This window comes from Streptomyces sp. CB02056, from assembly GCF_001905545.1.
Lineage (GTDB): Bacteria > Actinomycetota > Actinomycetes > Streptomycetales > Streptomycetaceae > Kitasatospora.
Genome location: NZ_LIPD01000003.1, coordinates 881,259 through 904,498, shown reverse-complemented (window position 1 = coordinate 904,498; position 23,240 = coordinate 881,259). Strand labels below are relative to the sequence as shown.

The following is a 23,240-nucleotide window of genomic DNA, read 5'->3' as shown; positions in this document are numbered from 1 at the left end:
GCAGCGCGGCAAGCGAGTGAACGAGATCAGGAAACCCTGGTCCCGTGGAGCAGTTGGTTAGCTCGCCACCCTGTCAAGGTGGAGGTCGCGGGTTCAAGTCCCGTCGGGATCGCCGCAACGCGAGAGGCCCGGAACCGTCAGGTTCCGGGCCTCTCGCTTTTGGCCGTTCGGCCCTTTACCCCGAGTAGGTCTAGACCACAAGTGACAGACCGTGTGACGGTCGTCACCCGGTCCCCTCCGGAGCCGGCCTCGTGGAGCCCTCTCCGGAACCCCGTTAATTTAATATGTAAAATTGTACAGCTATTCACTGTAAATCCCCCCCACCCCACGCGCATCAAATCGTTATCCGGAGTTCAACATTCCGACCACTCGGCCGACGCCCGAACACCCTCGGGCGGGCACGACAAAGGGGCCGCTTACCGGACCCGGCGGAGTCCGGTAAGCGGCCCCTTTAAAAGAGCCTTCGGCCTATCAGGCCTCAGTACGCTGGGCGGGAATCCCAGCCAGCAGAGCGCGCACCTCCGCCTCACGGTAACGGCGGTGACCACCGAGCGTGCGAATCGACGTCAGCTTGCCTGCCTTGGCCCAGCGGGTGACCGTCTTCGGGTCCACGCGGAACATGGTGGCAACCTCTGCCGGCGTCAGCAGCGGCTCAGCATCAGGGGTACGAGCGGTCATGAGCGGCCTCCTCGGGAGAACCGAACCAGGGCGGTTCTATCCTTCAAATTCTGCACCTTGGCCCGCGATGCCCGAAATGGCATAGACGGGCCGAGTCGGTTATAGGACGAACGGCTTGTCCTGGTGTCTACAACTACACCATCCGTCCAGCCCTATCGACCAAACCGCCAAAATTGACCCCTCACGGGTTCAAGGCCGACGGATGGCGATGGACCACCCCATAGCGGACAGTCACATAGTGATGACATCCGGTTACGGGGGGACCAGACCCTCCGTTTCCCCGCAAAGCACGCATCGACTCCAGAACCACCCAAAAGTGGGCACGCTCACGTGAAGTTGGGCTGGTTGTCCCATTTTTGCACATAGGGGTAAGTTCGCGTCAACGGTGAGTAGTGTCACGTTCGGCAGCTATTGACCCGAACCGGGACCTTGGTCATCCGATGTGCAGCCCTTAGGACTCTTACAGTCATACACGCGCGGTCGGACGTCAGTTCGCGTGCCGCAGCGCCAGCACCCGGCGCCACCGCACCGTCAGCTCCCCGTGGACCCGCAGCGCCTCCGCGGTGTCGCCGGCCCGCAGCGCCCGCAGCCCCTCCTCCAGCTCCCCCGCCGAACGGTCCGCCAGGAGCCGCTCCGGGCCCAGCAGATGCACCAGGCCCCCGTAGTCCAGCTCCACCAGCGAGCGCGGGTGGAACTCCTCCAGCCAGCGCCCGACCCGCTCCGCGCCCCGCACCAGGTCCCCGTCCGGCGCCGCCTCGCGCAGCGCCCGGAAGGCCCGCGCCACCCGTCGGCGCGCCTGCGCCATCGGCACCAGGTAGAACAGCGCCGCCGGCCGGCCGCCCCGCTCCCCTCCCCCGCCCGGGCCGTCCACCGACCCCTCCCCGCCCGGCCCGTCCCCGCCCGGCACGAAGCAGCGGTCCTCGTCCCCGAACGGCAGGAACCAGTGCACCGGCACCTCCCACCGGCTGGTCAGGATCCACGGCCGGGCGTCCGGGTGCTCGGCCCGCCAGCGCTCCCGGTCCGCCTCGGCGGCCGCCCGGGCCACCGGCGGCAGCGCGGTGTCCAGCAGCGCCACCGGCGCCCCGGCCCGCAGCTCCTCCAGCGCCTGCCAGCTGCGCAGCCTGGTCGCCCACGGGCAGACGTACAGGACGCCGTCCACCAGCCGCAGGTACGCCCGCCCGCTCTCCCGCTCGGGCAGTGCCCGGGGCGTGCGGGCGGCCAGCCCGGCGAGCGCCTCCCGCTGCTCCTCCAGCACCGCCGCCGCCACCGGCTGGGCCGGCTCCGCGGCGTCCGGCCCGTGCTCCGCCGCCCAGGCCTGCCAGCGGGCCCGGTCGGGCTCCGGGTGGGCGGCCAGCGGCTCGTAGACCCGCAGGTGGGCCGCGTAGGGCGGCTGTACGGAGGTACGTACGACGGTCACGTCCTGCATGGTCGCACGCGCCGCGCGGCCCCGGGAGAGCGCGCCCCCGCACCGTTCGCGCCCGCACTCCGCACCGCCGTCCGTCTCACCCCTCGGACGTCCGGCCCCGGCTCGGGCAAGACGCCGGACCGGCGGCGCGCCCCCGACTACGCTTCGCCCTAGGCGCCCGCACCACAGCAGCGGGCCTTCAATACTGGAGTCACCACAGTGACCGACGTACAGACCCCCGCCACGCACCCCGCACCCGGCGTGCTCAGCAGGATCTTCCGTACCGAGCAGGACGGCGCCCCCGGCGACGGTCACGAGCAGGTCGTCCTCTGCCACGACCGCAGCTCGGGTCTGAAGGCGATCATCGCCATCCACTCGACCGCCCTGGGCCCGGCCCTCGGCGGCACCCGCTTCTTCCCGTACGCCTCCGAGGAGGCGGCGCTGGAGGACGCGCTGAACCTGTCCCGCGGGATGTCCTACAAGAACGCGCTGGCCGGGCTGGACCTCGGCGGCGGCAAGGCCGTCATCATCGGCGACCCGAACAAGGACAAGAACGAGGCGATGCTCCGGGCCTACGGCCGCTTCGTCGAGTCCCTGCGCGGCCGCTACATCACCGCCTGCGACGTGGGCACCTACGTCCAGGACATGGACGTCATCGCCCGCGAGACCGAGTTCGTGACCGGCCGCTCGCCCGAGCACGGCGGCGCCGGCGACTCGTCCATCCTGACCGCGTTCGGCGTCTTCCAGGGCATGCGCGCCACCGCCCAGGCCCGCTGGGGCCAGCCGACCCTGCGCGGCAAGCGGGTCGGCGTCGCGGGCGTCGGCAAGGTCGGCCACTACCTGGTCGGCCACCTGGTCGCGGACGGCGCCACGGTCGTCGTCACCGACCCCTTCGAGGCCGCCGTCAACCGCGTGCGCGCGGCCCACCCCGAGGTCGAGGTGGTCGCCGACACCGCCGCCCTGCTCCAGGCGAAGCTGGACGTCTACGCCCCCTGCGCCCTCGGCGGCGCGCTGACCGACGACGTCGTCGCGGCGCTGGGCGGCTTCGGCACCTCGATCGTCTGCGGCGCGGCCAACAACCAGCTGTCCCACCCGGGCGTCGAGAAGGACCTCGCCGACCGCGGCATCCTCTACGCCCCGGACTACCTGGTGAACTCCGGCGGCGTCATCCAGGTCGCCGACGAGATCGACGGCTTCAACTTCGAGCGGGCCAAGAACAAGGCCACGAAGATCTTCGACACCACCCTGGAGATCTTCACCCGGGCGACGGCCGACGGCGTCCCGCCGGCGGTCGCGGCCGACCGCCTGGCCGAGAAGCGGATGCGCGAGATCAGCGCCCTGCGCACGGTGCTGCTGCCCGGCGCCCGCCGCGGCTGACGGGTCACCAGCCGACCCCGTGGCGCGCGGGGGGCCGTCCCAGTGGCCCCCCGCGCATCACGATGTGGAACCGGATTCTCACTTCTCCGGCCGAACGGGTGATCCGAAGCCCCCCTAGGGGGGATAATCAGTCCTGGAACGACGGACCCAAGACACCTCTGGACAGCGCGCAAAACGCCGCAAAACCTCCCTTGACCTGGGAAGACCTGGTCGCGGGTGCGGTCGGTGCGCGCCACGTCACACTGACGACGTACCGTCCAGCGGCGGAAACAGGTACCGTTAATGCTCCAAGGGACGGTCCTCCCATTCGGGCAGGCCGGTCCTGATCATGAACACGTGTCAGACTCGGGGCCGTGAGCCCCATCGTTGAGGGGGTCGACCCATGGGGCGCGGCCGGGCCAAGGCCAAGCAGACGAAGGTCGCCCGCGAGCTGAAGTACAACAGCGGCGGGTTCGACGCTAACCGTCTGTCCAACGAGCTGGGCGTATCGCCGTCCACCGCTTCGATCGAGCCGGAGCCGATCGAGGAGGAGGAGGACGACGACCCGTACGCGGAGTACGCCGCCCGCTACGCCGACCTCGACGACGACGGCGACACCGAGCCGGGCACCGGGCCGTCGCAGGCCTCCCGCCGCTCGTAACAAGCAGTCCCGCCGGACCGGTCCGGGCGCCCTGGGCGCCGGGCCGGTCTTCGGCGTTCCCGCGTACGGCGGTCGCCGCGCGGGCCGGTCCTGACGACGGAAGGGCCCCTCCGGAGCTCCGGAGGGGCCCTTCCGTCGTCAGCGCCGGGTCAGTTCGCCCGGAAGCCCTCGTAGGCGTTGTAGAGGGCCGCGCCGCCCTCGTGCTCCTCGCCGCGCTCGACGATGTCGCCGAGCAGCCAGGCCTCCACGCCGCGGTCCTCCAGGATCGACAGCACGGCGTCCACCGAGTGCGGCGGGACGACCGCGACCATGCCGACGCCCATGTTCAGCGTCTTCTCGATCTCCAGGGTGGCCACCTTGCCGACCTCGGCGACGGTCCGGAAGACCGGCAGCGGGGTCCAGGTGCCGCGGTCCAGGCGGGCGTGCAGGCCGTCCGGGACGACCCGGGCCAGGTTGGCCGCCAGGCCGCCGCCGGTGACGTGCGAGAAGGCGTGCACCTCGGTGGCGCGGGTGAGCGCCAGGCAGTCCAGCGAGTAGATCCGGGTCGGCTCCAGCAGCTCCTCGCCGAGGGTCCGGCCGAACTCCTCGACCTTGCGGTCCAGCTTCCAGCCGGCCTCGTTCAGCAGCACGTGGCGGACCAGCGAGTAGCCGTTGGAGTGCAGGCCGGAGGCGGCCATCGCGATCACCACGTCGCCGGCCCGGACCCGGTCCGCGCCGAGCAGCCCGTCGGCCTCCACCACACCGGTGCCGGCACCCGCGACGTCGTACTCGTCCGGACCCAGCAGGCCCGGGTGCTCGGCGGTCTCGCCGCCGACCAGGGCGCAGCCGGCCAGCGCGCAGCCCTCGGCGATGCCCTTGACGATCGAGGCGACCCGCTCCGGGACGACCTTGCCGACGCAGATGTAGTCGGTCATGAACAGCGGCTCGGCGCCGCAGACCACCAGGTCGTCGACGACCATGCCGACCAGGTCGTGGCCGATGGTGTCGTGCTTGTCCATGGCGGCCGCGATGGCCACCTTGGTCCCCACGCCGTCGGTGGCCGAGGCCAGCAGCGGCCGCTCGTAGTTCTTGAAGGCGGACGCGTCGAAGAGGCCGGCGAAGCCGCCGAGACCGCCGACCACCTCGGGGCGGTTGGCCTTCTTCACCCACTGCTTCATGAGCTCGACGGCGCGGTCGCCCGCCTCGATGTCGACACCGGCGGCGGCGTAGGTGGCGCCGTTCTGGTTGCTGGTCACTGCGTGCGGCCCTTTCGGGTCAGGTGGGGGTGGTTCGGAAACAGCGGTGGGGCCCCGGTTCGCGGGACCCCACCGTGCGTTCTTACGGGCGGCGCAGCGCGTCGGCCGCGCCCGCCCCGCCGAGCAGCGACTGGACGCCGTCCAGGTCGCTGCCGCTGGTCGGCTTGCCGCGGACGGCGGGCGGCTGCTGGCCGCCCTTGATCTCGGCCTCCAGCAGGAGCTTGCCGAGCAGCGCCGGGTCGGGCAGCTCCATCGGGTACTCGCCGTCGAAGCAGGCCCGGCAGAGCCGGTCCTTGGGCTGCTTGGTGGCCTCGATCATGCCGTCGATCGAGATGTAGGAGAGCGAGTCCGCGCCGAGCGTGCGGCCGATCTCCTCGATGGTCATGCCGTTGGCGATCAGCTCCGCGCGGGTGGCGAAGTCGATGCCGAAGAAGCAGGGCCACTTCACCGGCGGCGAGGAGATCCGGATGTGCACCTCGGCGGCGCCGGCCTCGCGCAGCATCTTCACCAGCGCGCGCTGGGTGTTGCCGCGCACGATCGAGTCGTCCACGACCACCAGGCGCTTGCCGGCGATGACCTCGCGCAGCGGGTTGAGCTTGAGCCGGATGCCGAGCTGGCGGATGGTCTGGCTGGGCTGGATGAAGGTGCGGCCCACGTAGGCGTTCTTCACCAGGCCGGAGCCGTACGGGATGCCGCTGGCCTCGGCGTAGCCGATCGCGGCGGGGGTGCCGGACTCGGGCGTCGCTATCACCAGGTCGGCCTCGACGGGCGCCTCCTTGGCCAGCCGGCGGCCCATCTCCACGCGGGAGAGGTGCACGTTGCGGCCGGCGATGGAGGTGTCGGGGCGGGCCAGGTAGACGTACTCGAAGACGCAGCCCTTGGGCTTGGCCTCGGCGAACCGCGAGCTGCGCATGCCGTTCTCGTCGATGGCGATGAGCTCGCCCGGCTCGACCTCGCGGATGAAGGAGGCGCCGCAGATGTCCAGCGCCGCCGTCTCGGAGGCGACCACCCAGCCGCGCTCCAGCCGGCCGAGCACCAGCGGGCGGATGCCCTGCGGGTCACGGGCGGCGTAGAGGGTGTGCTCGTCCATGAAGACGAGCGAGAACGCGCCCTTGACCTTGGGCAGCACGACCTTGGCCGTCTCCTCGATGGAGAGGTCCGGGTGGCCGGCGAGCAGGGCCGTCACCAGGTCGGTGTCGTTGGTCGCGGCGTTCCGGCCGGAGCGCGAGACGTGCTCCTCGCCGGGCAGTTCGGCGACCATGGCCGCCAGTTCGGCGGTGTTCACCAGGTTTCCGTTGTGCCCGAGGGCCAGCGAACCGTGAACGGTCGCGCGGAAGGTCGGCTGGGCGTTCTCCCAGACCGAGGAACCGGTGGTCGAGTAGCGGGCGTGTCCGACGGCGATATGCCCGTGCAAGGACCCCAGCGATGCCTCGTCGAAGACCTGGGAGACGAGCCCCATGTCCTTGAAGACGAGAATCTGGGAGCCGTTGCTCACTGCGATGCCCGCGGATTCCTGACCGCGGTGCTGCAGGGCGTAAAGGCCGAAGAACGTGAGCTTGGCGACCTCCTCGCCGGGAGCCCAGACACCGAAGACGCCACAAGCGTCCTGGGGGCCTTTCTCACCGGGAAGAAGATCGTGGTTGAGTCTTCCGTCACCACGTGGCACGCCTTCGAGTCTAGGGCAGTTGACCCGGGCTTCCGGACCCCGGGACTGCGGCTTTGTCCCGCGATCGCGAGTTAACGCGCGTAGACAAAACCCCTTACCGGTCCGGCATTTCGGGTGGGGGGAATTCCGGCGCGTGGCGGTTGGCCTTGCGGTTCGCGCCTGTTGGGGAGTTCGGTGTGCGCGACGGCGGGGGTCGGGGGGCGGACGAACGTGAGCCTGCTCACCCGGGGTTCCCCCACCGGTCGCCCGGCGGTCGTCCGGCGGTCGTCCGCCCGTGGTTCCCCGGCTGCCCGCCGGTGGCTCCCTCGTCAGCCCGCCGGTGGTTCTCCCGTCAGGCCGCGGGCAGCAGCAGGCCCCAGGCCCCCGGGTGCACCGTCCAGGTCCGGGCCCGGACCGGGCCGACCGGATGGCCGTCCGCCTCGTAGCCGAAGCCGCGCCCGACCACCGAGACGCTCGCCGCCCGGGCCCGCACCAGGGCGCCGGAGGCGGCGACCACCACCTCCATCTCGCCCGTTCCGTGCGAGGCGCCGGCCGGGAGCGAGACCTGGACCAGCCGGACCGGCCGGTGGACGTCCGCGAGCAGTCGGCCGTCGGCCTCGACCCGGACCCGGGAGCCGTGGTCGGTGCCGTCCGGGGTGAGTGCGTTCGCCTGCTCGGCCGCAGCCAGTTTCGCCCATAGCGAACGCCAGCCCCCCGGACGGCCCACCGGACGGCGCGCGGCCCCGCCGGTGATCCGCACCCCGCCCAGCGCCACCCCGCCGCCGTCGTCGACCAGCAGGTCCAGCCGGCGCGGCGCGCCCGAGAGCACCGCCCGCGCGGCCCGGACCGGCTCCCCCGGCACGCCGAGCGCGCGGGCCGCGACCAGCTCCTCCGAGCGGCCGACCGGAACCATCCCCACCGGTTCGTCGCCCAGCTCACGCTGGCGGTGCAGGGCCTGGAGCACCCGCTGCAGAGCGAGGTCGGAACCGATCACCACCGGTCGCCTCCGACCCCGGTGCGAAAGCACCCGGTCGAGCTCGGAAGGGCTCTCCGGAAAGACCACCTTGACGTCCGCTCCCCCGCAGAGCACGTCCTTCGCGATCCGCACCGACTCGCCGTCGGTCTGCCGGGCCACCGGGTCGAGGAGCAGCAGGAGCGGCTCCGGGCCGCCGGTAGCAGGCGTGGACAGGGACGACACGACCGGTCCTTCCTCAGGTAATCTCTCGGTGCAAGAGCCCCTTGCGCCATTGCGCCAGGGGCTTCGTCTATCTCGGGGCAGACTGCGGCCTACGCAGGATGCCCCAACCGGAAGGGGTGTACGCCTGTGCCGGCACTCGTGCTCGTTGGCGCTCAGTGGGGAGACGAGGGCAAGGGGAAGGCCACCGACCTCCTCGGTGGCTCCGTGGACTACGTGGTCCGCTACCAGGGCGGCAACAACGCCGGTCACACGGTGGTCATCGGTGACCAGAAGTACGCCCTGCACCTGCTCCCTTCCGGCATCCTCAGCCCGAACGTGACGCCGGTGATCGGCAACGGCGTCGTGATCGACCCGGCCGTGCTGCTCTCCGAGCTGGCCGGCCTGAACGACCGCGGCATCGACACCTCCAAGCTGCTGATCTCGGGCAACGCCCACCTGATCACGCCGTACCACCGCACCCTGGACAAGGTCACCGAGCGCTTCCTCGGCAAGCGCCGGATCGGCACCACCGGCCGCGGCATCGGTCCGACCTACGCGGACAAGATCAACCGCGTCGGCATCCGGGTCCAGGACCTGTTCGACGAGTCGATCCTGCGCCAGAAGATCGAGGCGGCGCTGCACGACAAGAACCAGATCCTGGTCAAGCTGTACAACCGCCGCACCATCCCGGCCGACCTGGTGGTCGAGGAGTACCTGGGCTACGCGGAGAAGATCAAGCCCTTCCTCGCCGACACCACCCTCGTCCTGGACGAGGCGCTGAAGGCCGACAAGGTCGTCCTGCTGGAGGGCGGCCAGGGCACCCTGCTCGACGTCGACCACGGCACGTACCCCTTCGTGACCTCGTCGAACCCGACCGCGGGCGGCGCCTGCACCGGCGCCGGCATCGGCCCGACCAAGATCGACCGGGTCATCGGCATCCTCAAGGCCTACACCACCCGCGTCGGCTCCGGCCCGTTCCCGACCGAGCTGCTCGACGAGGACGGCGAGGCGCTGCGCCGGATCGGTGGCGAGCGCGGTGTCACCACCGGCCGCGACCGCCGCTGCGGCTGGTTCGACGCCGTCATCGCGCGCTACGCGACCCGGGTCAACGGCCTCACCGACTTCTTCCTCACCAAGCTGGACGTGCTGACCGGCTGGGAGCAGATCCCGGTCTGCGTCGCGTACGAGATCGACGGCAAGCGCGTCGAGGAGCTCCCCTACAACCAGTCGGACTTCCACCACGCCAAGCCGATCTACGAGACGCTGCCGGGCTGGACCGAGGACATCAGCAAGGCGAAGACCTTCGCCGAGCTGCCGAAGAACGCCCAGGCGTACGTGAAGGCGCTGGAGGAGATGTCGGGCGCGCCAATCTCGGCCATCGGCGTCGGCCCGGGCCGCGACGAGACGATCCAGATCAACTCGTTCATCTGAGCCTGATCCTCGGCTGACACTTCGAGGGCCCCGCGGGATCCGTCCCGCGGGGCCCTCGTTTGCCTCGCGCGGCAGATTTGCACTAGTACAAACATCTCTTGCTTCTAGTGCAGAGCGGCGCTACGTTCGGATCATGACCGCGAAGCTGCCCTCACCCGTCGTCCTCACCGGCCGCCACATCCGCCTGGAGCCGCTGGAGCGCCGCCACCTCGCCGACCTCTGGACGGCCGTCGGCTCCGACCCCGAGGTCTGGCGCTGGACCATGCACCTGCCGCCCGTCTCGGAGCAGGAGTTCGGCGCGGTCCTCGACATCCGCGTCGCCGAGGCGGCGGCCGGCGACTCGGTGAACTTCGCCGCCGTCGACCTCGCGAGCGGCCGGGCCGTCGGCGTCACCGGCTACCACGACCTCAGCGCGCAGGACGAGTCCGTCGAGATCGGCGGCACCTGGTACGCCCGCTCGGTCTGGCGCACGGCGGTCAACACCGAGGCCAAACTGCTGCTCCTCTCCCACGCGTTCGAGGACCTCGGCATGGGCCGCGTCTTCTGGAAGACCGATGCCCGCAACGAGCGCTCCCGCACCGCGATCCAGCGCCTCGGCGCCCAGTACGAGGGCACCCTCCGCCGCCACCGCCGGCGCCCCGACGGCACCTGGCGGGACAGCGCCTACTTCTCGATGCTCGCCGAGGAGTGGCCGGCGGCCAAGTCCCGTCTGACCGAGCGGCTTTCACGGGGCTGAGCCGCCGGACCGGCGGAGTGCGGCGAAGGGGGCGCGGAGGCTATTTCCGCTCGCCTCGGGCGGAATGGCCGGCCGCGAACTCGCGCTTGGCCGCGCGGGGTTCACAGGCCTGGATGTTCACCAGCCAGACCAGCCAGCCGACGAACAGGACGGCGAGCAGGAGCGCCGACAATCCGGCGACGAGAAGCGCATTCACCGGGATGCGGAAATGCGCCGGGGTGGATGGGGCCGGTGGGGAGGGCCGAGGGGCGTGGGGAGTGGCATGGCTGTCTCCGGTCGGTGATTTCGGGCGCCGCGACCATGCATCTGATGTGTCATTACGGCCGAATGTCGGCCGTTAGACGACTGTTTGACGACTGTTTAGGCGGCAACAAGTCAGTGAGTGACACGGATGACCATAGGGTCAAGGTGCCAGAGTTGCTACCGAGCGGGAAGACGTTCACTCCATCGTGGGGTATCCCCCATTTTGGTAGCTAGGGCCCGGTACGCGCGGCACACTTCACCGGAAGCATCGACGCGAGCCGCGACCCGGAGAAGAGAGTCATGCCACCCCGCTTGTCGCCGACCGTGCGCCAGCAGCGCCTCGGGATCGAGTTGCGCAGGATGCGCGAGCTCGTGGGCGTCACGCCCAAGAGCCTGGCCGCCACCATCGGCACCGACCTGCCCAAGATCTCCCAGATGGAGAACGGGAAGTCGGGCATCAGCGCCGAGCGGCTCCGGATCTGGGCGCACACCTGCGGCTGCGAGGACGGCCCTTACCTGGACGCCCTGTTGGCGATGACGCAGGACCGGCGCAAGTACTGGTGGGACGGCTACCGCGGCCGGCTGCCGAACGCGATCATCGACATCGCGGAGATGGAGCACCACGCCTCCTCCCTGTCCATCCTGAACAGCACCTTCATCCCCGGCCTGCTGCAGACCCCGGACTACGCCGCCGCGGTGTTCGAGCGGCTTCCCCCCCAGTACCGGCAGGAGGCGGACATCCGGAAGGCGTTCCGGATCCGGCGCCAGCAGATCTTCGTCGACCACCCGAAGCCGTACAGCGCATTCCTCCACGAATCCGCGCTGCGCATGCAGTTCGGCGGCCCGGACGTGCTGCGCGACCAGCTGCGGGGCCTGCTGGAGAACTCCGAACGGCCCGGGGTGGAGATCCGGGTGATCCCGTTCAGCGTGCCCACCTACACCGGCTCCGGGGAGAGCCTGTACCTCGCCCGCGGGCCCGTCCCGGAGCTCGACACCGTCCAGATCGATCTCTCCCACGGGCCGACATTCGTGCACACCCAGGTCGAACTGGCCTCCTACCGCCGGATCAAGGAGGAGACCGCGGCGATCGCGCTCGGACCGGACGAGTCCCGGGAGTTCATCCGGTGCTTGCTGAAAGACTTCGCATGAATACCTGGCGCAAGGCCTCGGCCAGCGGTGAGAGCACCGACTGCGTCGAGGTCAGAGCCGCGGGCGAACTGGTGGAGATCCGCGAGTCGGACCGGCCCGAGGTCGTCGTGCGGACCACCCCGCGCAAGTGGGCCGCCTTCGTCCGCGGGGTGAAGTCCGGGGAGTTCGACCGGTACGGGGACTTCACCCGGCCCTGATGCCCAACCCTGACGTCCGACCCTGACGTCCGGCCGTGATCCCGGCCGTGATTCCCGGCCCCGCCCGGCGCGTGCGGCGGCGCCGCCGACCGGCCCCGCTCCTTGCGCCCCGGCCCCCGCTCCTTGCCCTAGGCTGGCAGCCCACAGTGGACCCTGCGCCCGACACGGCACTCCGGGTGGGGTGCGCGTGCGGGAGAAATCGGAGCATCCGAGGATGGCTCGGCACCTGATCACCAGCGCCCTTCCGTACATCAACGGGATCAAGCACCTGGGCAACATGGTCGGGTCCATGCTCCCGGCGGACGTCTACGCCCGCTACCTGCGCCGACGCGGGCACGAGGTGCTGTTCATCTGCGCCACCGACGAGCACGGCACGCCCGCCGAACTCGCCGCCCAGGAAGCCGGGTTGCCGGTCGCGGAGTTCTGCGCCCGGGCGCACGACGCGCAGCGGGCGGTGTACGACGGCTTCGGGCTCTCCTTCGACCACTTCGGCCGCAGCTCCTCGCCGCAGAACCGGGAGATCACCCAGGAGATCGCCCGCGAGCTCCAGCGCAACGGCTTCATCGAGGAGCGCGCGATCCGCCAGGTGTACTCCAACGCCGACGGCCGCTTCCTGCCGGACCGCTACATCGTCGGCACCTGCCCGCACTGCGGCTACGACAAGGCCCGCGGCGACCAGTGCGAGAACTGCACCCGGGTGCTGGACCCGACCGACCTGCTGGAGCCGCGCTCGGCGATCAGCGGCAGCGCCGACCTGGAGGTCCGGGAGACCCGCCACCTGTTCCTGCTCCAGTCCAAGCTCACCGAGGAGGTCGAGGACTGGATCGACGCCCACGCCGACGACTGGCCGGTGCTGGCCTCCTCGATCGCCCGCAAGTGGCTGACCGAGGGCCTCCAGGACCGCTCGATCACCCGCGACCTGGAGTGGGGCGTCCCGGTGCCGGCCGACGTGTGGCCCGAACTGGCCGCCGAGGGCAAGGTGTTCTACGTCTGGTTCGACGCCCCGATCGAGTACATCGGCGCCGCCAAGGAGTGGGCGGACGCGGCCCCGGCCGGGCACCTGCGGGACTGGAAGTCCTGGTGGTACGAGGCCGACGAGAGCGTCCGGTACACCGAGTTCATGGGCAAGGACAACGTCCCGTTCCACACCGTGATGTTCCCGGCCACGCTGCTCGGCTCGCGCCGCCCCTGGAAGAAGGTCGACTACGTCAAGGCCTTCAACTGGCTGACGTACTACGGCGGGAAGTTCTCCACCAGCCAGCGGCGCGGCGTCTTCGGCAACGACGCGCTGGACCTGCTGCCCGCCGACTACTGGCGCTACTTCATGATGGCGCACGCACCCGAGTCGGACGACTCCAGCTTCACCTGGGACCTGTTCGCCTCGGTCGTCAACAAGGACCTCGCCGACACCCTCGGCAACTTCGTCAACCGGGTGCTCACCTTCAGCCGCAAGCGCTTCGGCGACGACGTCCCGGGCGGCCACGCCCCGGGCGAGGCCGAACAGCGCCTCGGCGAGCAGGTCGCCGGGCTGCTCGCCGAGTACGAGGCCCAGCTGGACGCGCTCAACTTCCGCAAGGCGGCGCAGGCCCTGCGCGCGCTGTGGAGCGCGGGCAACGCGTACCTGGACGAGAAGGCGCCCTGGCTCCAGGTGAAGACCGACCCGGAGGCGGCGGCGCTGACCCTGCGCACCGCGATGAACCTGATCCACCTGTACGCGGTGGTCTCCGAGCCGTTCATCCCGACCACGGCGGCGGCCATGCGCGGCGCCTTCGCGCTGCCCGCGGACTCGCCGGCCGCCACCCGCGACTGGATCGGCCCGGAGGAGGCGCGGGCGCTGGACCTGGTGCCGGCCGGGACGGCGTTCACGGTGCCGCCGGTGCTGTTCGCCAAGATCACGGACGAGGACCTGGCGGCCTGGACGGAGCGCTTCGGCGGCTCGGCGGGCTGAGCGGCTGGACGGCTGCGTGACGGCGGCGGGGCCCGGGGTGATTCCCGGGCCCCGCCGCCGTTCTCGTACCGCCGTACCGTCCTGCCGACGCGCCGCCCTCAGCCGAGCAGGTCCAGCGCGCCCGTCCCGGTGAGGTCGTACGCCCCCGCGAGGACCAGGAAGAGCAGCACCGCCAGCGTCAGCCCCGTGTAGTGCAGCCGCCCGAACAGGTTCCACCAGCGCCCGCGCCAGGCCAGCACCGTGCAGAGCGCCATCACCGGGGAGAGCACCAGGGCCGTCACGACCAGGGCCGGGACCACCGTCAGCAGCGGCGAATCGCCCAGGAACAGCGTCTGGTTGAGCGCGTTGGCGTCCGCCGTCAGCAGGGCGAAGCAGCCGGTGGCGGCGAGCAGCAGCGCCCCGGTGGTCCAGCCGAGCAGCCGTACGGCCGGCCGGTCGGCCCGGCCCCGGCGGCGGGCCAGGCGGACCGCCGCCGCCACCGGCCAGCCGAGCAGGGTGAGGGCGAGGACGGCGAGGCTGCCGACGGCGACCGCCTGGTGCGGGCCGGGTGCCTGGTACCAGGCGAGCCGCTGGTAGGCGATGGTCGGGTCGGCGTCGGTGAGCAGCGTGAGGGTGCCGTCGGCGGCCCGCTGGAAGGCGATCCGCGCGGTGCCGCCGACCTGCTGGAACAGACCGGGTTCGAGCTGCTCCCAGTGCGTCTCGGCCGCCTCCGGGTCCCGGGTGACGGGGCCGGTGACGGTGAGCCGGCCGTGCTCGGCGGTGACGTGAAGGGAGGCCATCAGGGCGGCGGCCCGGGTGAGGTCGGCGTGGCTGGTGCGGGTGGAGCGGTAGTCGCCGGTGTAGGCGTCCAGGTCGCCGGTGAGCGGCGCGGTCGCGGCGGCCGGGGGCGCGGGCAGGAAGCGGTCCAGGAAGGCGGTGAGCACCTGCTGGGTGGCCCAGCCGCCGCTGGCGTCGGTGCCGTCGCCGTTGAGGGTCACGTAGAGGCCGAGGCCGCGCTGGGGCAGCAGGGCGAGGTTGCTGTGGAAGCCGGGCACGTCGCCGTCCTTGACCAGCAGCTGCTCACTGCCGTGGGTGCGCTGCTCCAGCAGGTAGGCCAGGCCGGGCAGACGCGGGTCGGGGCCGTAGTGGCGGGCGAGCAGCCGCTCGGCCGTCGCCGGGTCGAGGATCCGCCGGGCGTCCGGGCCGCCCTGCGGGAGCAGGGCCAGCAGCAGCTTCGCCATGTCGTCGGCGGTGGTGACGGCGGCGGCGCCGGTGGGCGTCCAGGGGCCGTAGAGGCCCGCGGTCCCGGTCTGGCCGTCGCCCTCGGGGCGGTGGCCGCGGGCGAGGTCGGCGTCGATCGCGGCGGGGTGGGGCTGGCTGAAGGTGGTGCGGTCCATCCCGAGGGGCTGGAGGACGTGCTGGGAGACGTACTGGTCGAAGGGCTGCCCGGAGACCGTCTCGACCAGGTAACCGGCCAGCGCCACACCGTAGTTGTCGTACGCGGCGGCGGTGCCGGGGGCGCGGACCCGGTCCGGCTGGTGGGCGGCGAGCGAGGCGCCGAGGCCCTCGACCCGCTCGGGCCCGGCCTGGGCGAGGCCCATGAAGCTGTCGTCGAAGCCCGCGGTGTGGGTGAGCAGGTTCTCGACGGTGACCGGGCGGCCCGGGTAGCCGTCCCTGACCTTGAAGGCGGTCAGGTAGCGGTTGACGTCGGTGCCCAGGTCCAGCTTCCCCGCCGCGACCTGCTGGAGGACGGCGACGGCGGTGAACACCTTGGCGTCGGAGCCCATGAAGAAGGCGGTCCGCGCCGGGTCGACGGGCCGGTTCGTCCGGGTGTCGGCGACGCCGTAGCCGCCCGAGAAGACCTCCCGCCCGCCGGCCACCACGGTCACGGCGGCGCCGGGGATGCGGTGCTCGGCGAGCAGCCGGGGAAGCAGCTCGTCGAACAGGGCTCTCACCTGGACGGGGTCGGCCGGGGAGGGCGGCGCACCGGTGGCGGCCGTCGGCACGCCTGTTCGCGTCGTCGGCGCGCCGCTTCCGGCCGTCGGCGCACCTGTTCCGGACGCGCGCCCGGCGGCGTGGGCCGGGGTGAGGCCGTGGAGGAAGAGGCCGAGGGCGGCCAGCACCAGGACCAGACGGACCAGCGGACGGCCGGCGGCGAATCGCTCGGACATGGCGAACTCCCGTGATCATTGCGGTGGTTGGCGGGGGTCCGGCGCTCCGCTGACGGGCCGCTTCCGGACACCTCGAACGCTAGGCCGGGAGCGGTGGGCCGGGGCAGGGCCCCTGGGCGTCGATCGGAGGGTGTACCCAGGTACCGCCGAGAGGGGGCCGAGGCCCCGTGAACAGGGCGGCGGGGTAGGGCAGTCTGGTGGTCCGCAGGGTCGGGACGGCGGCCGCGAGGCCGGTACGGAGGGGGACGGACAGTGACAACGGGCAGCGTGGGCAAGGAAGTCGGGGACGGCGCCGAGGCCGCCGGGGTGAGCGCGGGCACGCCGCTCGACCGGGCGCGCCGGGCCGTACGGGACCTGCTGCGCGCGACGGCACTGGCCGGGTTCGCGGTGCCGCAGCTGCTGCTGCTCGTCGCCGCCACGGTCACCGCCGTCCTGCTGGGCGTGGGCCTCGGCGTCCTGCTGGTGCCGGCGACCGTCCTCGCCGTCCGGGCCCTGGCCGGCCGCCGCCGCACGCTGGCCGCCCGCTGGTCCGGCGTCGCGGTCCGCGAGCCGTACCGGCCGCTGCCGCCGGCCGAGCCGGGCCTCAAGGGCGCCTGGCAGCGCTGCCGGGCCCTGCTCGGCGACCCGGCCACCTGGCGGGACCTGCTCTGGCTGCTGGTCGACCCGGTGATCGGCTTCACCGTGGCGCTGTTCCCGCCGGCCCTGGTCGCCTTCGGCCTCTTCGGCCTGCTGCAGCCCTGGCTCTGGGAGCCGATCGCCTCGGCCGACGGCAACACCTGGTACTGGTGGGTGCACGTGACGGACCCGGGCAGCGCCCGGATCGCCGTCCTGCTCGCCGTCCCGACCCTCCTGGCCGGTCCGGCGATCGCCCCCGGCGCGCTGCGCGGCCACACCGCGCTGGCCGGGGCCCTGCTCGGCCCGACCGCCCGCGCCGAGGCGCTGGCCGCCCAGCGCAAGGTCGTCCACCTGACCGAGACCCGGCGCGACGCGCTCACCGCCCAGGCCGCCGAACTGCGCCGGATCGAACGGGACCTGCACGACGGCGCGCAGGCCCGGCTGGTGGCCATGGGGATGAACCTGGGCGTCGCCGAGCGGCTGGTCGAACGGGACCCGCAGGCCGCGAAGCAGCTGCTCGCCGAGACCCGCCAGGCCTCCGCCACCGCCCTCAACGAGCTGCGCGACCTGGTCCGCGGCATCCACCCGCCGGTCCTCGCCGACCGCGGACTGGCCGACGCCGTACGAGCCCTGGGCATGGACAGCCCGCTGAACGTCACGGTCACCGCCGACCTGCCCGGCCGCGCCGAGGCACCGGTCGAGTCCGCCGTCTACTTCGCCGTCTCCGAGGCCCTGACGAACGCCGCCAAGCACGCGGGCGCGAGCCGGGTCGACGTCCAACTCTGGTACCAGGACGGCACCCTGAAGGCCCAGGTCACCGACGACGGCACCGGCGGCGCCGACCCCTCGCGCGGCACCGGGCTGCGCGGCCTGGAACGGCGGCTTGCTACCTTCGACGGCGTCCTGGCCGTCCGCAGCCCGCTCGGCGGCCCCACGACCCTGACGATGGAGCTGCCGTGCGAGTTGTCCTCGCCGAGGACCTCTTCCTCCTGAGGGACGGACTGGTCCGGATGCTGGAGGCCTACGACTTCGAGGTCGTGGCCGCGGTGGACACCGGACCGGCCCTCCTGGAGGCCCTGCTCACCGAACGCCCGGACGTGGCCGTCGTCGACGTGCGGCTGCCCCCGACGTTCACCGACGAGGGCCTCCAGGCCGCCCTGGAGGCGCGCCGGCGGATCCCCGGGCTGCCGGTGCTGGTGCTCTCCCAGTACGTCGAGCAGCTCTACGCCAAGGAGCTGCTCGCCGACGGCACCGGCGCGATCGGCTACCTGCTGAAGGACCGGGTCTTCGACCCCGACGAGTTCGTGGAGACGGTCCGGCGGGTGGCGGCCGGCGGCACCGCGCTCGACCCGCAGGTGATCGCCATGCTGGTCGGCAGCAACGAACGCAACAAGCCGCTGGACCGCCTGACGCCGCGTGAGCGCGAGGTGCTGGGCCTGATGGCGGAGGGGCGCTCCAACGCGGCGATCGCCGAACGGATGGTGATCACCGAGCGGGCGGTGAAGAAGCACACCGCCAACATCTTCCTCAAGCTCGACCTGCCGCCCTCGGAGGAGGACCACCGGCGGGTGCTGGCCGTGCTCGCCTTCCTCCAGGTCGCGCCCTGAGCCGTCCTCAGTCCTCGGCGCCCTGGGTTTCCTCTGGCGTGGTTCCCTCGGGCGTGGTCTCCGCGGCCACCCAGTCGAGGTAGCCCCGGCTGCCGCCCGTCACCGGTACGGCGACCAGCTCGGGCGTCTCGTAGGAGTGCCGCCCGGCCACGAACGCGCCCAGCCGGTCCACGAGTTCGGCCCTGGTCTTGAGGTCGATCCGCCACTCCTCGGCATCCTGCACCTCGCCGTCCCACCAGTACACCGACCGTACGGGGTACACCTGGGCGCAGGCCGCCAGCCGCTCCCGCACCACGGCGGACGCCAGGGCCCGGGCCCGCTCCTCGCTCTCGTGGGTCGTGGTCACCACGACGAAGCGCCGCTCACTCGCTGTCATGCGCCGACGGTACCCCGGGACGGGTCGGCCGAATTCCCGTTGCCCCGGCCGGACGGCGGTTGCCACGATCGGCCGATGACCACCTTCACCGGCCCCGACGGCACCCGGCTCGGCTACCGCGTGCTCGGCCGGGGCGAGCCGCTGCTCGTCCTCGCCGGCGGCCCGATGCGCGACGCCGCGTACCTCGGCGACCTCGGCGGCCTCTCCGCGCACCGCGCCCTGCACGTCCTCGACCTGCGCGGCACGGGCCGCTCGGAGCGCCCGGCCGACCCGGCGGACCACCGGGTCGACCGGCAGGTGGCGGACGTCGAGGCCTTCCGGACCCACCTCGGGCTCGACCGGGTGGACCTCCTCGCCCACTCCGCCGGCTGCTCGCTCGCCACCCTGCACGCGCTGCGGCACCCGGAACGCACCGGTCGGCTGGTGCTGGTCACGCCCAGCCTCCGGATCTTCGGCAGCACCTCCTCCGAGGACGACTACCGCGAGGCGGCCGAGGCCCGCGGCCTCGCCGAGGAGGAGTGGTACCCGGCCGCCCGGGCCGCCGTCCGCACCGCCTTCGCCGGCGGCGCCGCCGACCCCGACGCCGTGGCACCGCTCTTCCACGGCACCTGGGACGCCGCCGCCCGCGCCCACGAGGCCGACCGCACCGCCCAGAGCCACCCGGAGGCCGCCGCGGCCTACCACGGCGGCGGCTTCCAACCCGCCGACGTCCGCGCCGCCGTGGCCGAACTCGCCTCCCCAGCACTCCTGTTGGCCGGCGAGTACGACCCCGACCCGAGGCCCGGGGCGGTCCGCGCCACGGCCGCGCTGTTCCGCCACGCCCGTACCGCCGTCCAGCCCGCCGCCGGCCACTACCCGTGGCTCGACGACCCGGCCGCCTTCAGCCGTACGGTGGCCGCTTTCCTCACACCCTGAAGCGACGCGCCGCACGGACGGTCCCACACCCGCATCCGCCAACCCGTGAGGCCCCGCAGGGGCCGCCGGGTCAGTCCCGGCGGGCCGTGTGGACGGTCATCGCGGAGAGGTAGAAGGCGTCCGGGCGGTGCAGGATCCCGGTGGGGGCGTCCTCGTCGAGCAGGGCGTCCAGGGTGGCCCGGTCCTCGGTGTCGAGCTGTTCGGCGAGCCGGTCGCGCAGCCGGGTCAGCTGGACGTGCAGGTAAGCGCGGACCGGGCCGGCGAGCGGGGCGGGGTGGTCGACCAGGAAGGTGCGGGTGCCGGTCGGGGTCAGCCCGGCCCGCCCGAGCATGGCCGGCCAGTCCTCGATCTCCTCGGTGCTGTCCGGCAGTTCGGCCCGCATGGTGGTGAAGCCGTCCTCGTGGGCGGCGTCCATCCGGGCCTGGAGGCCGGGCCGGCCGAGGCCGAAGTCGCGCGGCAGGTAGCGCGCGGGCAGGCCGCGTTCGGCGACGGCGAGCAGGCCGCCGGGCCGCAGCGCCCCGGCGAGCGAGGTGAGCGCGGCCTGCTGGTCGCCGAGGTGGTGGATGGCGTTGCCGGACCAGATCAGGTCGGCCTCGCCGAGCTTGTCGAACTCGGCGGGCAGGTCGGCCTGTCGGGTGCCGAGCCGACCACCGGAGCGGACCCGGGCACGCTCCAGCAGGGCGGCCGACTGGTCGACGGCCACCACCTCGGCCGCGGGGAAGACCTCCGCCAGCAGTCCGGCGATCACCCCGGGCCCGCTGCCGACGTCGAGGACCCGCCGAACCGCGCCCTCGCCGTGCAGGCCGAGCAGCCACCGCCCGGCCTCGGTGACGGCGCCGGCCCGCAGGTCGCCCTCCAGCTCCAGGTGCGCGGCGAGCGCGTCCCAGTCGAAGTCGGCGGCGGGGACGTGCCCGTGGGAGTGCCCGTGGGACGGGCCGTGGGAGTGGGAGTGGTCGTGCTGGTGCGCTGACATCAGGGTTTCTCCGATCGTGGGTTGACGAAAGCTTCCCCGCTCAGGCGGGCACGGCGGCACCGGACGCGCGGTACCGCACGACGGCCCGCTCGACCTCCTCCGCCGCGAGGTCGTGGTCGAGCGCGAAGGCGGCCGCCGCGCCCATCCCGGCGGCGGTGACCACCTGGGCGCGCGGGTCGGCGACGTTGCCGACCGCCCAGACGCCGGGGAGGCTGGTGCGGCCGGTCCGGTCGGTGGTGACCCAGCCGTTGTCGTCCCGGGCGCAGTCGAGGCCGAAGAGCAGCGCGTCCCGGGGCACCGGCTGCGGGAAGACGAACACCGCCTCGCGCGGCACCACCTGCCCGTTGGCGAGCTCGACGCCGCGCAGCCGCCCGTCGTCGGAGACCAGGCGGACGATCCGGCCCTCGACCACCCGGACGTCCCGGGCGGCGAGCCGTTCCCGCTCGTCGTCGGTCAGTGCGAGGGTGTGCGCGAGCAGCACCACGTCCGCCGACCACTGCCGCAGCAGCAGCGCCTGGTTGACCGCCCCGGGGCCGGTGCCGAGCACGCCGAGCGGGCGGTCGCGGACCTCCCAGCCGTGGCAGTACGGGCAGTTCAGCACATCCTGGCCCCACCGCTCGACCAGGCCGGGCAGCTCCGGCAGGCCGTCCCGCAGCCCGGTGGCGACGACCACCCGGCGCGCGTGCAGCACCGGCCCGCCGGCCAGGTGGACCACGAAGCCCGGCGCCGCGGACCCGGCCGGACCGGCACCGGCATCGGCACCGGCACCGGCGGGCTCGATGTGCTCGACCCGGGCGTCGATCAGGTCCGCCCCGTACCGGGCGACCTCCTCCCGCCCGACCGCGAGCAGCGCCGCCGGGGGCATGCCGTCCCGGCTCAGGTAGCCGTGCATGTGGGCGGCGGGCGCGTTGCGCGGCTCGCCGGCGTCCACCACCGCGACCCGGCGCCGGGCCCGGCCCAGCACCAGCGCGGCGTTCAGCCCCGCCGCTCCGGCGCCGACCACCACCACGTCGTAGCGCTCGCTCTCCCTGCTCCCGGTCACCCCGGCTGTCCTGGTCGTCCCGGTCGTCTCGCCCATGGCGCTCACCTCCACCGCCAGGCTGCGGCCCACCCCACCGGATCGGCAAGCAATGTTGCCGCCTCAGCAAACCCCGGCCCCGAGCCGACCCCGCCCTCAGCCCACCTCGGCGGCCCGCGCCCCCGTCCGCCGCCAGTACGACCGGGCGGCCACCGCCAGCGCGACCCCGTACCCGGCGAACCCGCACATCCCCACCCAGGCGACCTCCAGCGCGCTCTGCTCACCGGCGAACTCGCCCAGCCTGATCCGCGTCACCCCGGCGGTGCACAGCCCCAGGTAGCCGACCCCGACCACCCCGTACGGCGCCAGCGTGGCCGCACCCAGCAGGGCCGGGGTGAGCGGCAGCCAGCGCGGCACCCGGCGGCCGCGCAGCGGCAGGGTCCAGCGCGGGAAGACCTGCCCCCACGGACGGACCAGCCCCCAGAGCAGGAACACCCCGAGCAGCGCCAGCAGCATCGTGCCGTCCAGTCCCCAACGCTCCAGGGCGAGCCAGAGCCCGGAGGAGCCCCCGTGGAAGAGCTCCAGCGCAAGTGGCGGAGCGCACCCGCCGTCGACGCCGCACAGCTGCGGGCCGAGGCCGACACCTTCTACGGCGACGAGGACCGGGTCGAGGGCGGCGGCGACCCGTGGGAGCGCGCGTGAGCGAACGACGCCAGTGCGGCCTGCTCGACACCTGTGTGGTGATCGATCTGCCGCAGATCGATCCGGAACTCCTGCCGTTCGAGGTCGCCGTGCCCTCGGTGGTGCTGGCCGAGCTCTCCCAGGGTGTCGCCATGGCCAAGGACCCGGTGCAGATGCTGGCCAGGGCCCAACGGCTGGCCGACGTGGAGGCGGAGTTCACCGCCCTCCCGTTTGACCGTGAGGCCGCCCGGCGATTCGGAACACTGATCGCACTCACGATCCAGGCCAAGCGCGACCCCCGCCCTCGCCTCATGGACCTGATGATCGCTGCCACCGCCGCCGCCCACGGCCTACCGCTCTACACCCGGAACGCGGACGACTTCATCGGCCTGGAGCAGGGGATCGAGGTCATCGCGGTATAGCCGCTCCGACCGGGCCACCCCGCCCGGCCGTGGTGGCCGGGCGGGCCGGGGCTCATCCCCTCGGGGCGGCGAAGCAGTGGACGGTGACGGTGCGGCCGGAGGCCCACCGCTGGTCGCCGCTGCCGAGGTGGGTCCAGCCGAGGCGGCGGTAGAGGGCCACGGCGGCGGTGTCGGTGGCGAGGACGTCGAGCACGGGGTGCAGGCCGAGCGCCCGCGCGTGCGCCACGGCGCAGGCCAGCAACCGTGCGCCGATGAGGTGGCCGCGCGCCGTGGGGGCGACGTAGAGGCGGCCGATCACGCTGGTGAGCTCCGGGCGGCCGCCGGTGCGGTGGCCCCACAGGGCGGGGGCGAGGTCGTCCGGGGTGCTGCGGGCGAGGCCGACGTGTCCGGCGAGCCGGCCGTCCGACTCGGCGATCCAGGCGGCGAGCTGGCCGTCCGGGGTCAGCCAAGCGGCGGGGCGGTCGGGCCAGTCGGCGGGATAGCCGTCGGCCGCGTGGACGTCGCCGAGCACCCGGACGCAGTCGGCGAGGTCGTCGGCGCGGCGCGGTCGGACCAGCACCCCCGCTCCGGCCTGCCGTGAGTGGGACGCGACGACGGTGGCGCGTTCTTCGAGGTCTGCCAT

General features: G+C 72.8%; 24 protein-coding genes and 1 tRNA gene. 13 read left to right on the top strand and 12 right to left on the bottom strand.

The features are described from left to right. The first annotated feature begins 38 nt into the window (after positions 1–38). Positions 39–112 (top strand) — tRNA-Asp (locus AMK13_RS11530). Between the two features lie 359 nt (positions 113–471). On the opposite strand, the gene bldC is transcribed toward AMK13_RS11530, so the two are convergent. Both bldC and AMK13_RS11520 read right to left on the bottom strand, forming a co-directional pair. Next, complete coding sequence (gene bldC / locus AMK13_RS11525; RefSeq protein WP_014137253.1) at positions 472–678, bottom strand: developmental transcriptional regulator BldC; 207 nt, start codon at positions 676–678, stop codon at positions 472–474. 487 nt (positions 679–1,165) lie between these two features. Beyond that, complete coding sequence (locus AMK13_RS11520; protein WP_074002054.1) at positions 1,166–2,104, bottom strand: hypothetical protein; 939 nt, start codon at positions 2,102–2,104, stop codon at positions 1,166–1,168. 198 nt (positions 2,105–2,302) lie between these two features. Here AMK13_RS11520 and AMK13_RS11515 point away from each other — a divergent pair, with 198 nt between their 5' ends. Together AMK13_RS11515 and AMK13_RS11510 are read left to right on the top strand one after the other, a co-directional pair. Then, entirely contained in the window at positions 2,303–3,460 is a 1,158-nt protein-coding gene (locus AMK13_RS11515; RefSeq protein ID WP_074002053.1) for a Glu/Leu/Phe/Val dehydrogenase dimerization domain-containing protein, read from the top strand. A gap of 382 nt (positions 3,461–3,842) precedes the next feature. Then, positions 3,843–4,100, top strand: a complete 258-nt coding sequence (locus tag AMK13_RS11510) for a DUF3073 domain-containing protein (protein ID WP_049654080.1) — start codon at positions 3,843–3,845, stop codon at positions 4,098–4,100. Positions 4,101–4,249: 149 nt separating this feature from the next. On the opposite strand, the gene purM is transcribed toward AMK13_RS11510, so the two are convergent. The 3 genes from purM to AMK13_RS11495 all read right to left on the bottom strand — a co-directional run bounded on the left by purM (position 4,250) and on the right by AMK13_RS11495 (position 8,178). Continuing rightward, positions 4,250–5,335 carry a phosphoribosylformylglycinamidine cyclo-ligase gene (purM, locus tag AMK13_RS11505; RefSeq protein ID WP_074002052.1) on the bottom strand — a complete coding sequence of 362 codons (1,086 nt, stop codon included), beginning with the start codon at positions 5,333–5,335 and terminating at the stop codon, positions 4,250–4,252. Positions 5,336–5,417: 82 nt separating this feature from the next. After that, complete coding sequence (gene purF / locus AMK13_RS11500; protein WP_049654084.1) at positions 5,418–7,001, bottom strand: amidophosphoribosyltransferase; 1,584 nt, start codon at positions 6,999–7,001, stop codon at positions 5,418–5,420. A 331-nt stretch (positions 7,002–7,332) separates the two neighbouring features. Then, positions 7,333–8,178 (bottom strand): hypothetical protein, encoded by an 846-nt coding sequence (locus AMK13_RS11495; protein WP_074002051.1) that lies wholly within the window; start codon positions 8,176–8,178, stop codon positions 7,333–7,335. 126 nt (positions 8,179–8,304) lie between these two features. On the opposite strand from AMK13_RS11495, the gene AMK13_RS11490 reads away from it, so the two are divergent. Continuing rightward, entirely contained in the window at positions 8,305–9,588 is a 1,284-nt protein-coding gene (locus tag AMK13_RS11490; protein ID WP_049656442.1) for an adenylosuccinate synthase, read from the top strand. A 133-nt stretch (positions 9,589–9,721) separates the two neighbouring features. Beyond that, positions 9,722–10,324: a GNAT family N-acetyltransferase gene (locus AMK13_RS11485; protein ID WP_074002050.1), complete on the top strand. Its 603-nt coding sequence runs from the start codon at positions 9,722–9,724 to the stop codon at positions 10,322–10,324. Positions 10,325–10,364: 40 nt separating this feature from the next. On the opposite strand, the gene AMK13_RS45850 is transcribed toward AMK13_RS11485, so the two are convergent. After that, on the bottom strand, positions 10,365–10,496 hold the full coding sequence (locus AMK13_RS45850; RefSeq protein WP_259316694.1) for a hypothetical protein: 132 nt from the start codon (positions 10,494–10,496) through the stop codon (positions 10,365–10,367). Between the two features lie 371 nt (positions 10,497–10,867). On the opposite strand from AMK13_RS45850, the gene AMK13_RS11480 reads away from it, so the two are divergent. From AMK13_RS11480 to metG, 3 genes are all read left to right on the top strand, one after another. Further along, positions 10,868–11,716: a helix-turn-helix domain-containing protein gene (locus tag AMK13_RS11480; RefSeq protein ID WP_063780290.1), complete on the top strand. Its 849-nt coding sequence runs from the start codon at positions 10,868–10,870 to the stop codon at positions 11,714–11,716. Further along, positions 11,713–11,913, top strand: a complete 201-nt coding sequence (locus AMK13_RS11475) for a DUF397 domain-containing protein (RefSeq protein WP_074002049.1) — start codon at positions 11,713–11,715, stop codon at positions 11,911–11,913. Before AMK13_RS11480 ends, AMK13_RS11475 begins: the two co-directional genes overlap by 4 nt. A gap of 214 nt (positions 11,914–12,127) precedes the next feature. Further along, complete coding sequence (metG, locus tag AMK13_RS11470) at positions 12,128–13,861, top strand: methionine--tRNA ligase (protein ID WP_074002048.1); 1,734 nt, start codon at positions 12,128–12,130, stop codon at positions 13,859–13,861. Between the two features lie 98 nt (positions 13,862–13,959). Here the strand turns inward: metG and AMK13_RS11465 are convergent, their stop codons facing one another. Continuing rightward, positions 13,960–16,011, bottom strand: a complete 2,052-nt coding sequence (locus tag AMK13_RS11465; protein ID WP_074002047.1) for a serine hydrolase domain-containing protein — start codon at positions 16,009–16,011, stop codon at positions 13,960–13,962. A gap of 267 nt (positions 16,012–16,278) precedes the next feature. Between AMK13_RS11465 and AMK13_RS11460 the strand changes: the two genes are divergently transcribed. Together AMK13_RS11460 and AMK13_RS11455 are read left to right on the top strand one after the other, a co-directional pair. Then, on the top strand, positions 16,279–17,619 hold the full coding sequence (locus AMK13_RS11460; RefSeq protein WP_241852822.1) for a sensor histidine kinase: 1,341 nt from the start codon (positions 16,279–16,281) through the stop codon (positions 17,617–17,619). Beyond that, entirely contained in the window at positions 17,583–18,233 is a 651-nt protein-coding gene (locus tag AMK13_RS11455; RefSeq protein ID WP_074002046.1) for a response regulator, read from the top strand. Before AMK13_RS11460 ends, AMK13_RS11455 begins: the two co-directional genes overlap by 37 nt. A gap of 7 nt (positions 18,234–18,240) precedes the next feature. Here the strand turns inward: AMK13_RS11455 and cutA are convergent, their stop codons facing one another. Continuing rightward, complete coding sequence (cutA, locus tag AMK13_RS11450; RefSeq protein ID WP_074002045.1) at positions 18,241–18,609, bottom strand: divalent-cation tolerance protein CutA; 369 nt, start codon at positions 18,607–18,609, stop codon at positions 18,241–18,243. A 75-nt stretch (positions 18,610–18,684) separates the two neighbouring features. On the opposite strand from cutA, the gene AMK13_RS11445 reads away from it, so the two are divergent. Beyond that, a complete protein-coding gene (locus tag AMK13_RS11445; RefSeq protein ID WP_074002044.1) occupies positions 18,685–19,524 on the top strand; it encodes an alpha/beta fold hydrolase in 840 nt (279 codons plus the stop codon). Between the two features lie 70 nt (positions 19,525–19,594). On the opposite strand, the gene AMK13_RS11440 is transcribed toward AMK13_RS11445, so the two are convergent. The 3 genes from AMK13_RS11440 to AMK13_RS11430 all read right to left on the bottom strand — a co-directional run bounded on the left by AMK13_RS11440 (position 19,595) and on the right by AMK13_RS11430 (position 22,031). Continuing rightward, entirely contained in the window at positions 19,595–20,497 is a 903-nt protein-coding gene (locus AMK13_RS11440) for a class I SAM-dependent methyltransferase (RefSeq protein ID WP_074002043.1), read from the bottom strand. Between the two features lie 40 nt (positions 20,498–20,537). Next, positions 20,538–21,575, bottom strand: coding sequence for an NAD(P)/FAD-dependent oxidoreductase (locus AMK13_RS11435; protein ID WP_079272052.1), 1,038 nt, complete (start codon positions 21,573–21,575; stop codon positions 20,538–20,540). 96 nt (positions 21,576–21,671) lie between these two features. Further along, positions 21,672–22,031 carry a hypothetical protein gene (locus tag AMK13_RS11430; RefSeq protein ID WP_241852821.1) on the bottom strand — a complete coding sequence of 120 codons (360 nt, stop codon included), beginning with the start codon at positions 22,029–22,031 and terminating at the stop codon, positions 21,672–21,674. A 54-nt stretch (positions 22,032–22,085) separates the two neighbouring features. Here AMK13_RS11430 and AMK13_RS45845 point away from each other — a divergent pair, with 54 nt between their 5' ends. Next, positions 22,086–22,217, top strand: coding sequence for a hypothetical protein (locus AMK13_RS45845; protein WP_259316692.1), 132 nt, complete (start codon positions 22,086–22,088; stop codon positions 22,215–22,217). Then, the gene (locus tag AMK13_RS11425) at positions 22,214–22,618 is read left to right on the top strand and encodes a type II toxin-antitoxin system VapC family toxin (RefSeq protein ID WP_074002041.1); all 405 of its coding nucleotides are present in this window, start codon (positions 22,214–22,216) and stop codon (positions 22,616–22,618) included. The genes AMK13_RS45845 and AMK13_RS11425 overlap by 4 nt, the downstream gene beginning before the upstream one ends. 52 nt (positions 22,619–22,670) lie before the next feature. Here the strand turns inward: AMK13_RS11425 and AMK13_RS11420 are convergent, their stop codons facing one another. Then, a complete protein-coding gene (locus AMK13_RS11420; protein WP_079272023.1) occupies positions 22,671–23,240 on the bottom strand; it encodes a GNAT family N-acetyltransferase in 570 nt (189 codons plus the stop codon).

What these genes read in the sequence shown, in the direction of transcription:
- AMK13_RS11475 (WP_074002049.1), top strand. Translation starts at nt 11,713, where the DNA reads ATGAATACCTGGCGCAAGGCCTCGGCCAGCGGTGAGAGCACCGACTGC.
- AMK13_RS11445 (WP_074002044.1), top strand. Translation starts at nt 18,685, where the DNA reads ATGACCACCTTCACCGGCCCCGACGGCACCCGGCTCGGCTACCGCGTG.
- AMK13_RS11420 (WP_079272023.1), bottom strand. Translation starts at nt 23,240, where the DNA reads ATGGCAGACCTCGAAGAACGCGCCACCGTCGTCGCGTCCCACTCACGG.
- bldC (WP_014137253.1), bottom strand. Translation starts at nt 678, where the DNA reads ATGACCGCTCGTACCCCTGATGCTGAGCCGCTGCTGACGCCGGCAGAG.
- AMK13_RS11510 (WP_049654080.1), top strand. Translation starts at nt 3,843, where the DNA reads ATGGGGCGCGGCCGGGCCAAGGCCAAGCAGACGAAGGTCGCCCGCGAG.
- AMK13_RS11480 (WP_063780290.1), top strand. Translation starts at nt 10,868, where the DNA reads ATGCCACCCCGCTTGTCGCCGACCGTGCGCCAGCAGCGCCTCGGGATC.
- AMK13_RS11435 (WP_079272052.1), bottom strand. Translation starts at nt 21,575, where the DNA reads ATGGGCGAGACGACCGGGACGACCAGGACAGCCGGGGTGACCGGGAGC.
- AMK13_RS11430 (WP_241852821.1), bottom strand. Translation starts at nt 22,031, where the DNA reads ATGCTGCTGGCGCTGCTCGGGGTGTTCCTGCTCTGGGGGCTGGTCCGT.
- cutA (WP_074002045.1), bottom strand. Translation starts at nt 18,609, where the DNA reads ATGACAGCGAGTGAGCGGCGCTTCGTCGTGGTGACCACGACCCACGAG.
- AMK13_RS11465 (WP_074002047.1), bottom strand. Translation starts at nt 16,011, where the DNA reads ATGTCCGAGCGATTCGCCGCCGGCCGTCCGCTGGTCCGTCTGGTCCTG.
- AMK13_RS11520 (WP_074002054.1), bottom strand. Translation starts at nt 2,104, where the DNA reads ATGCAGGACGTGACCGTCGTACGTACCTCCGTACAGCCGCCCTACGCG.
- metG (WP_074002048.1), top strand. Translation starts at nt 12,128, where the DNA reads ATGGCTCGGCACCTGATCACCAGCGCCCTTCCGTACATCAACGGGATC.
- AMK13_RS11440 (WP_074002043.1), bottom strand. Translation starts at nt 20,497, where the DNA reads ATGTCAGCGCACCAGCACGACCACTCCCACTCCCACGGCCCGTCCCAC.
- AMK13_RS11485 (WP_074002050.1), top strand. Translation starts at nt 9,722, where the DNA reads ATGACCGCGAAGCTGCCCTCACCCGTCGTCCTCACCGGCCGCCACATC.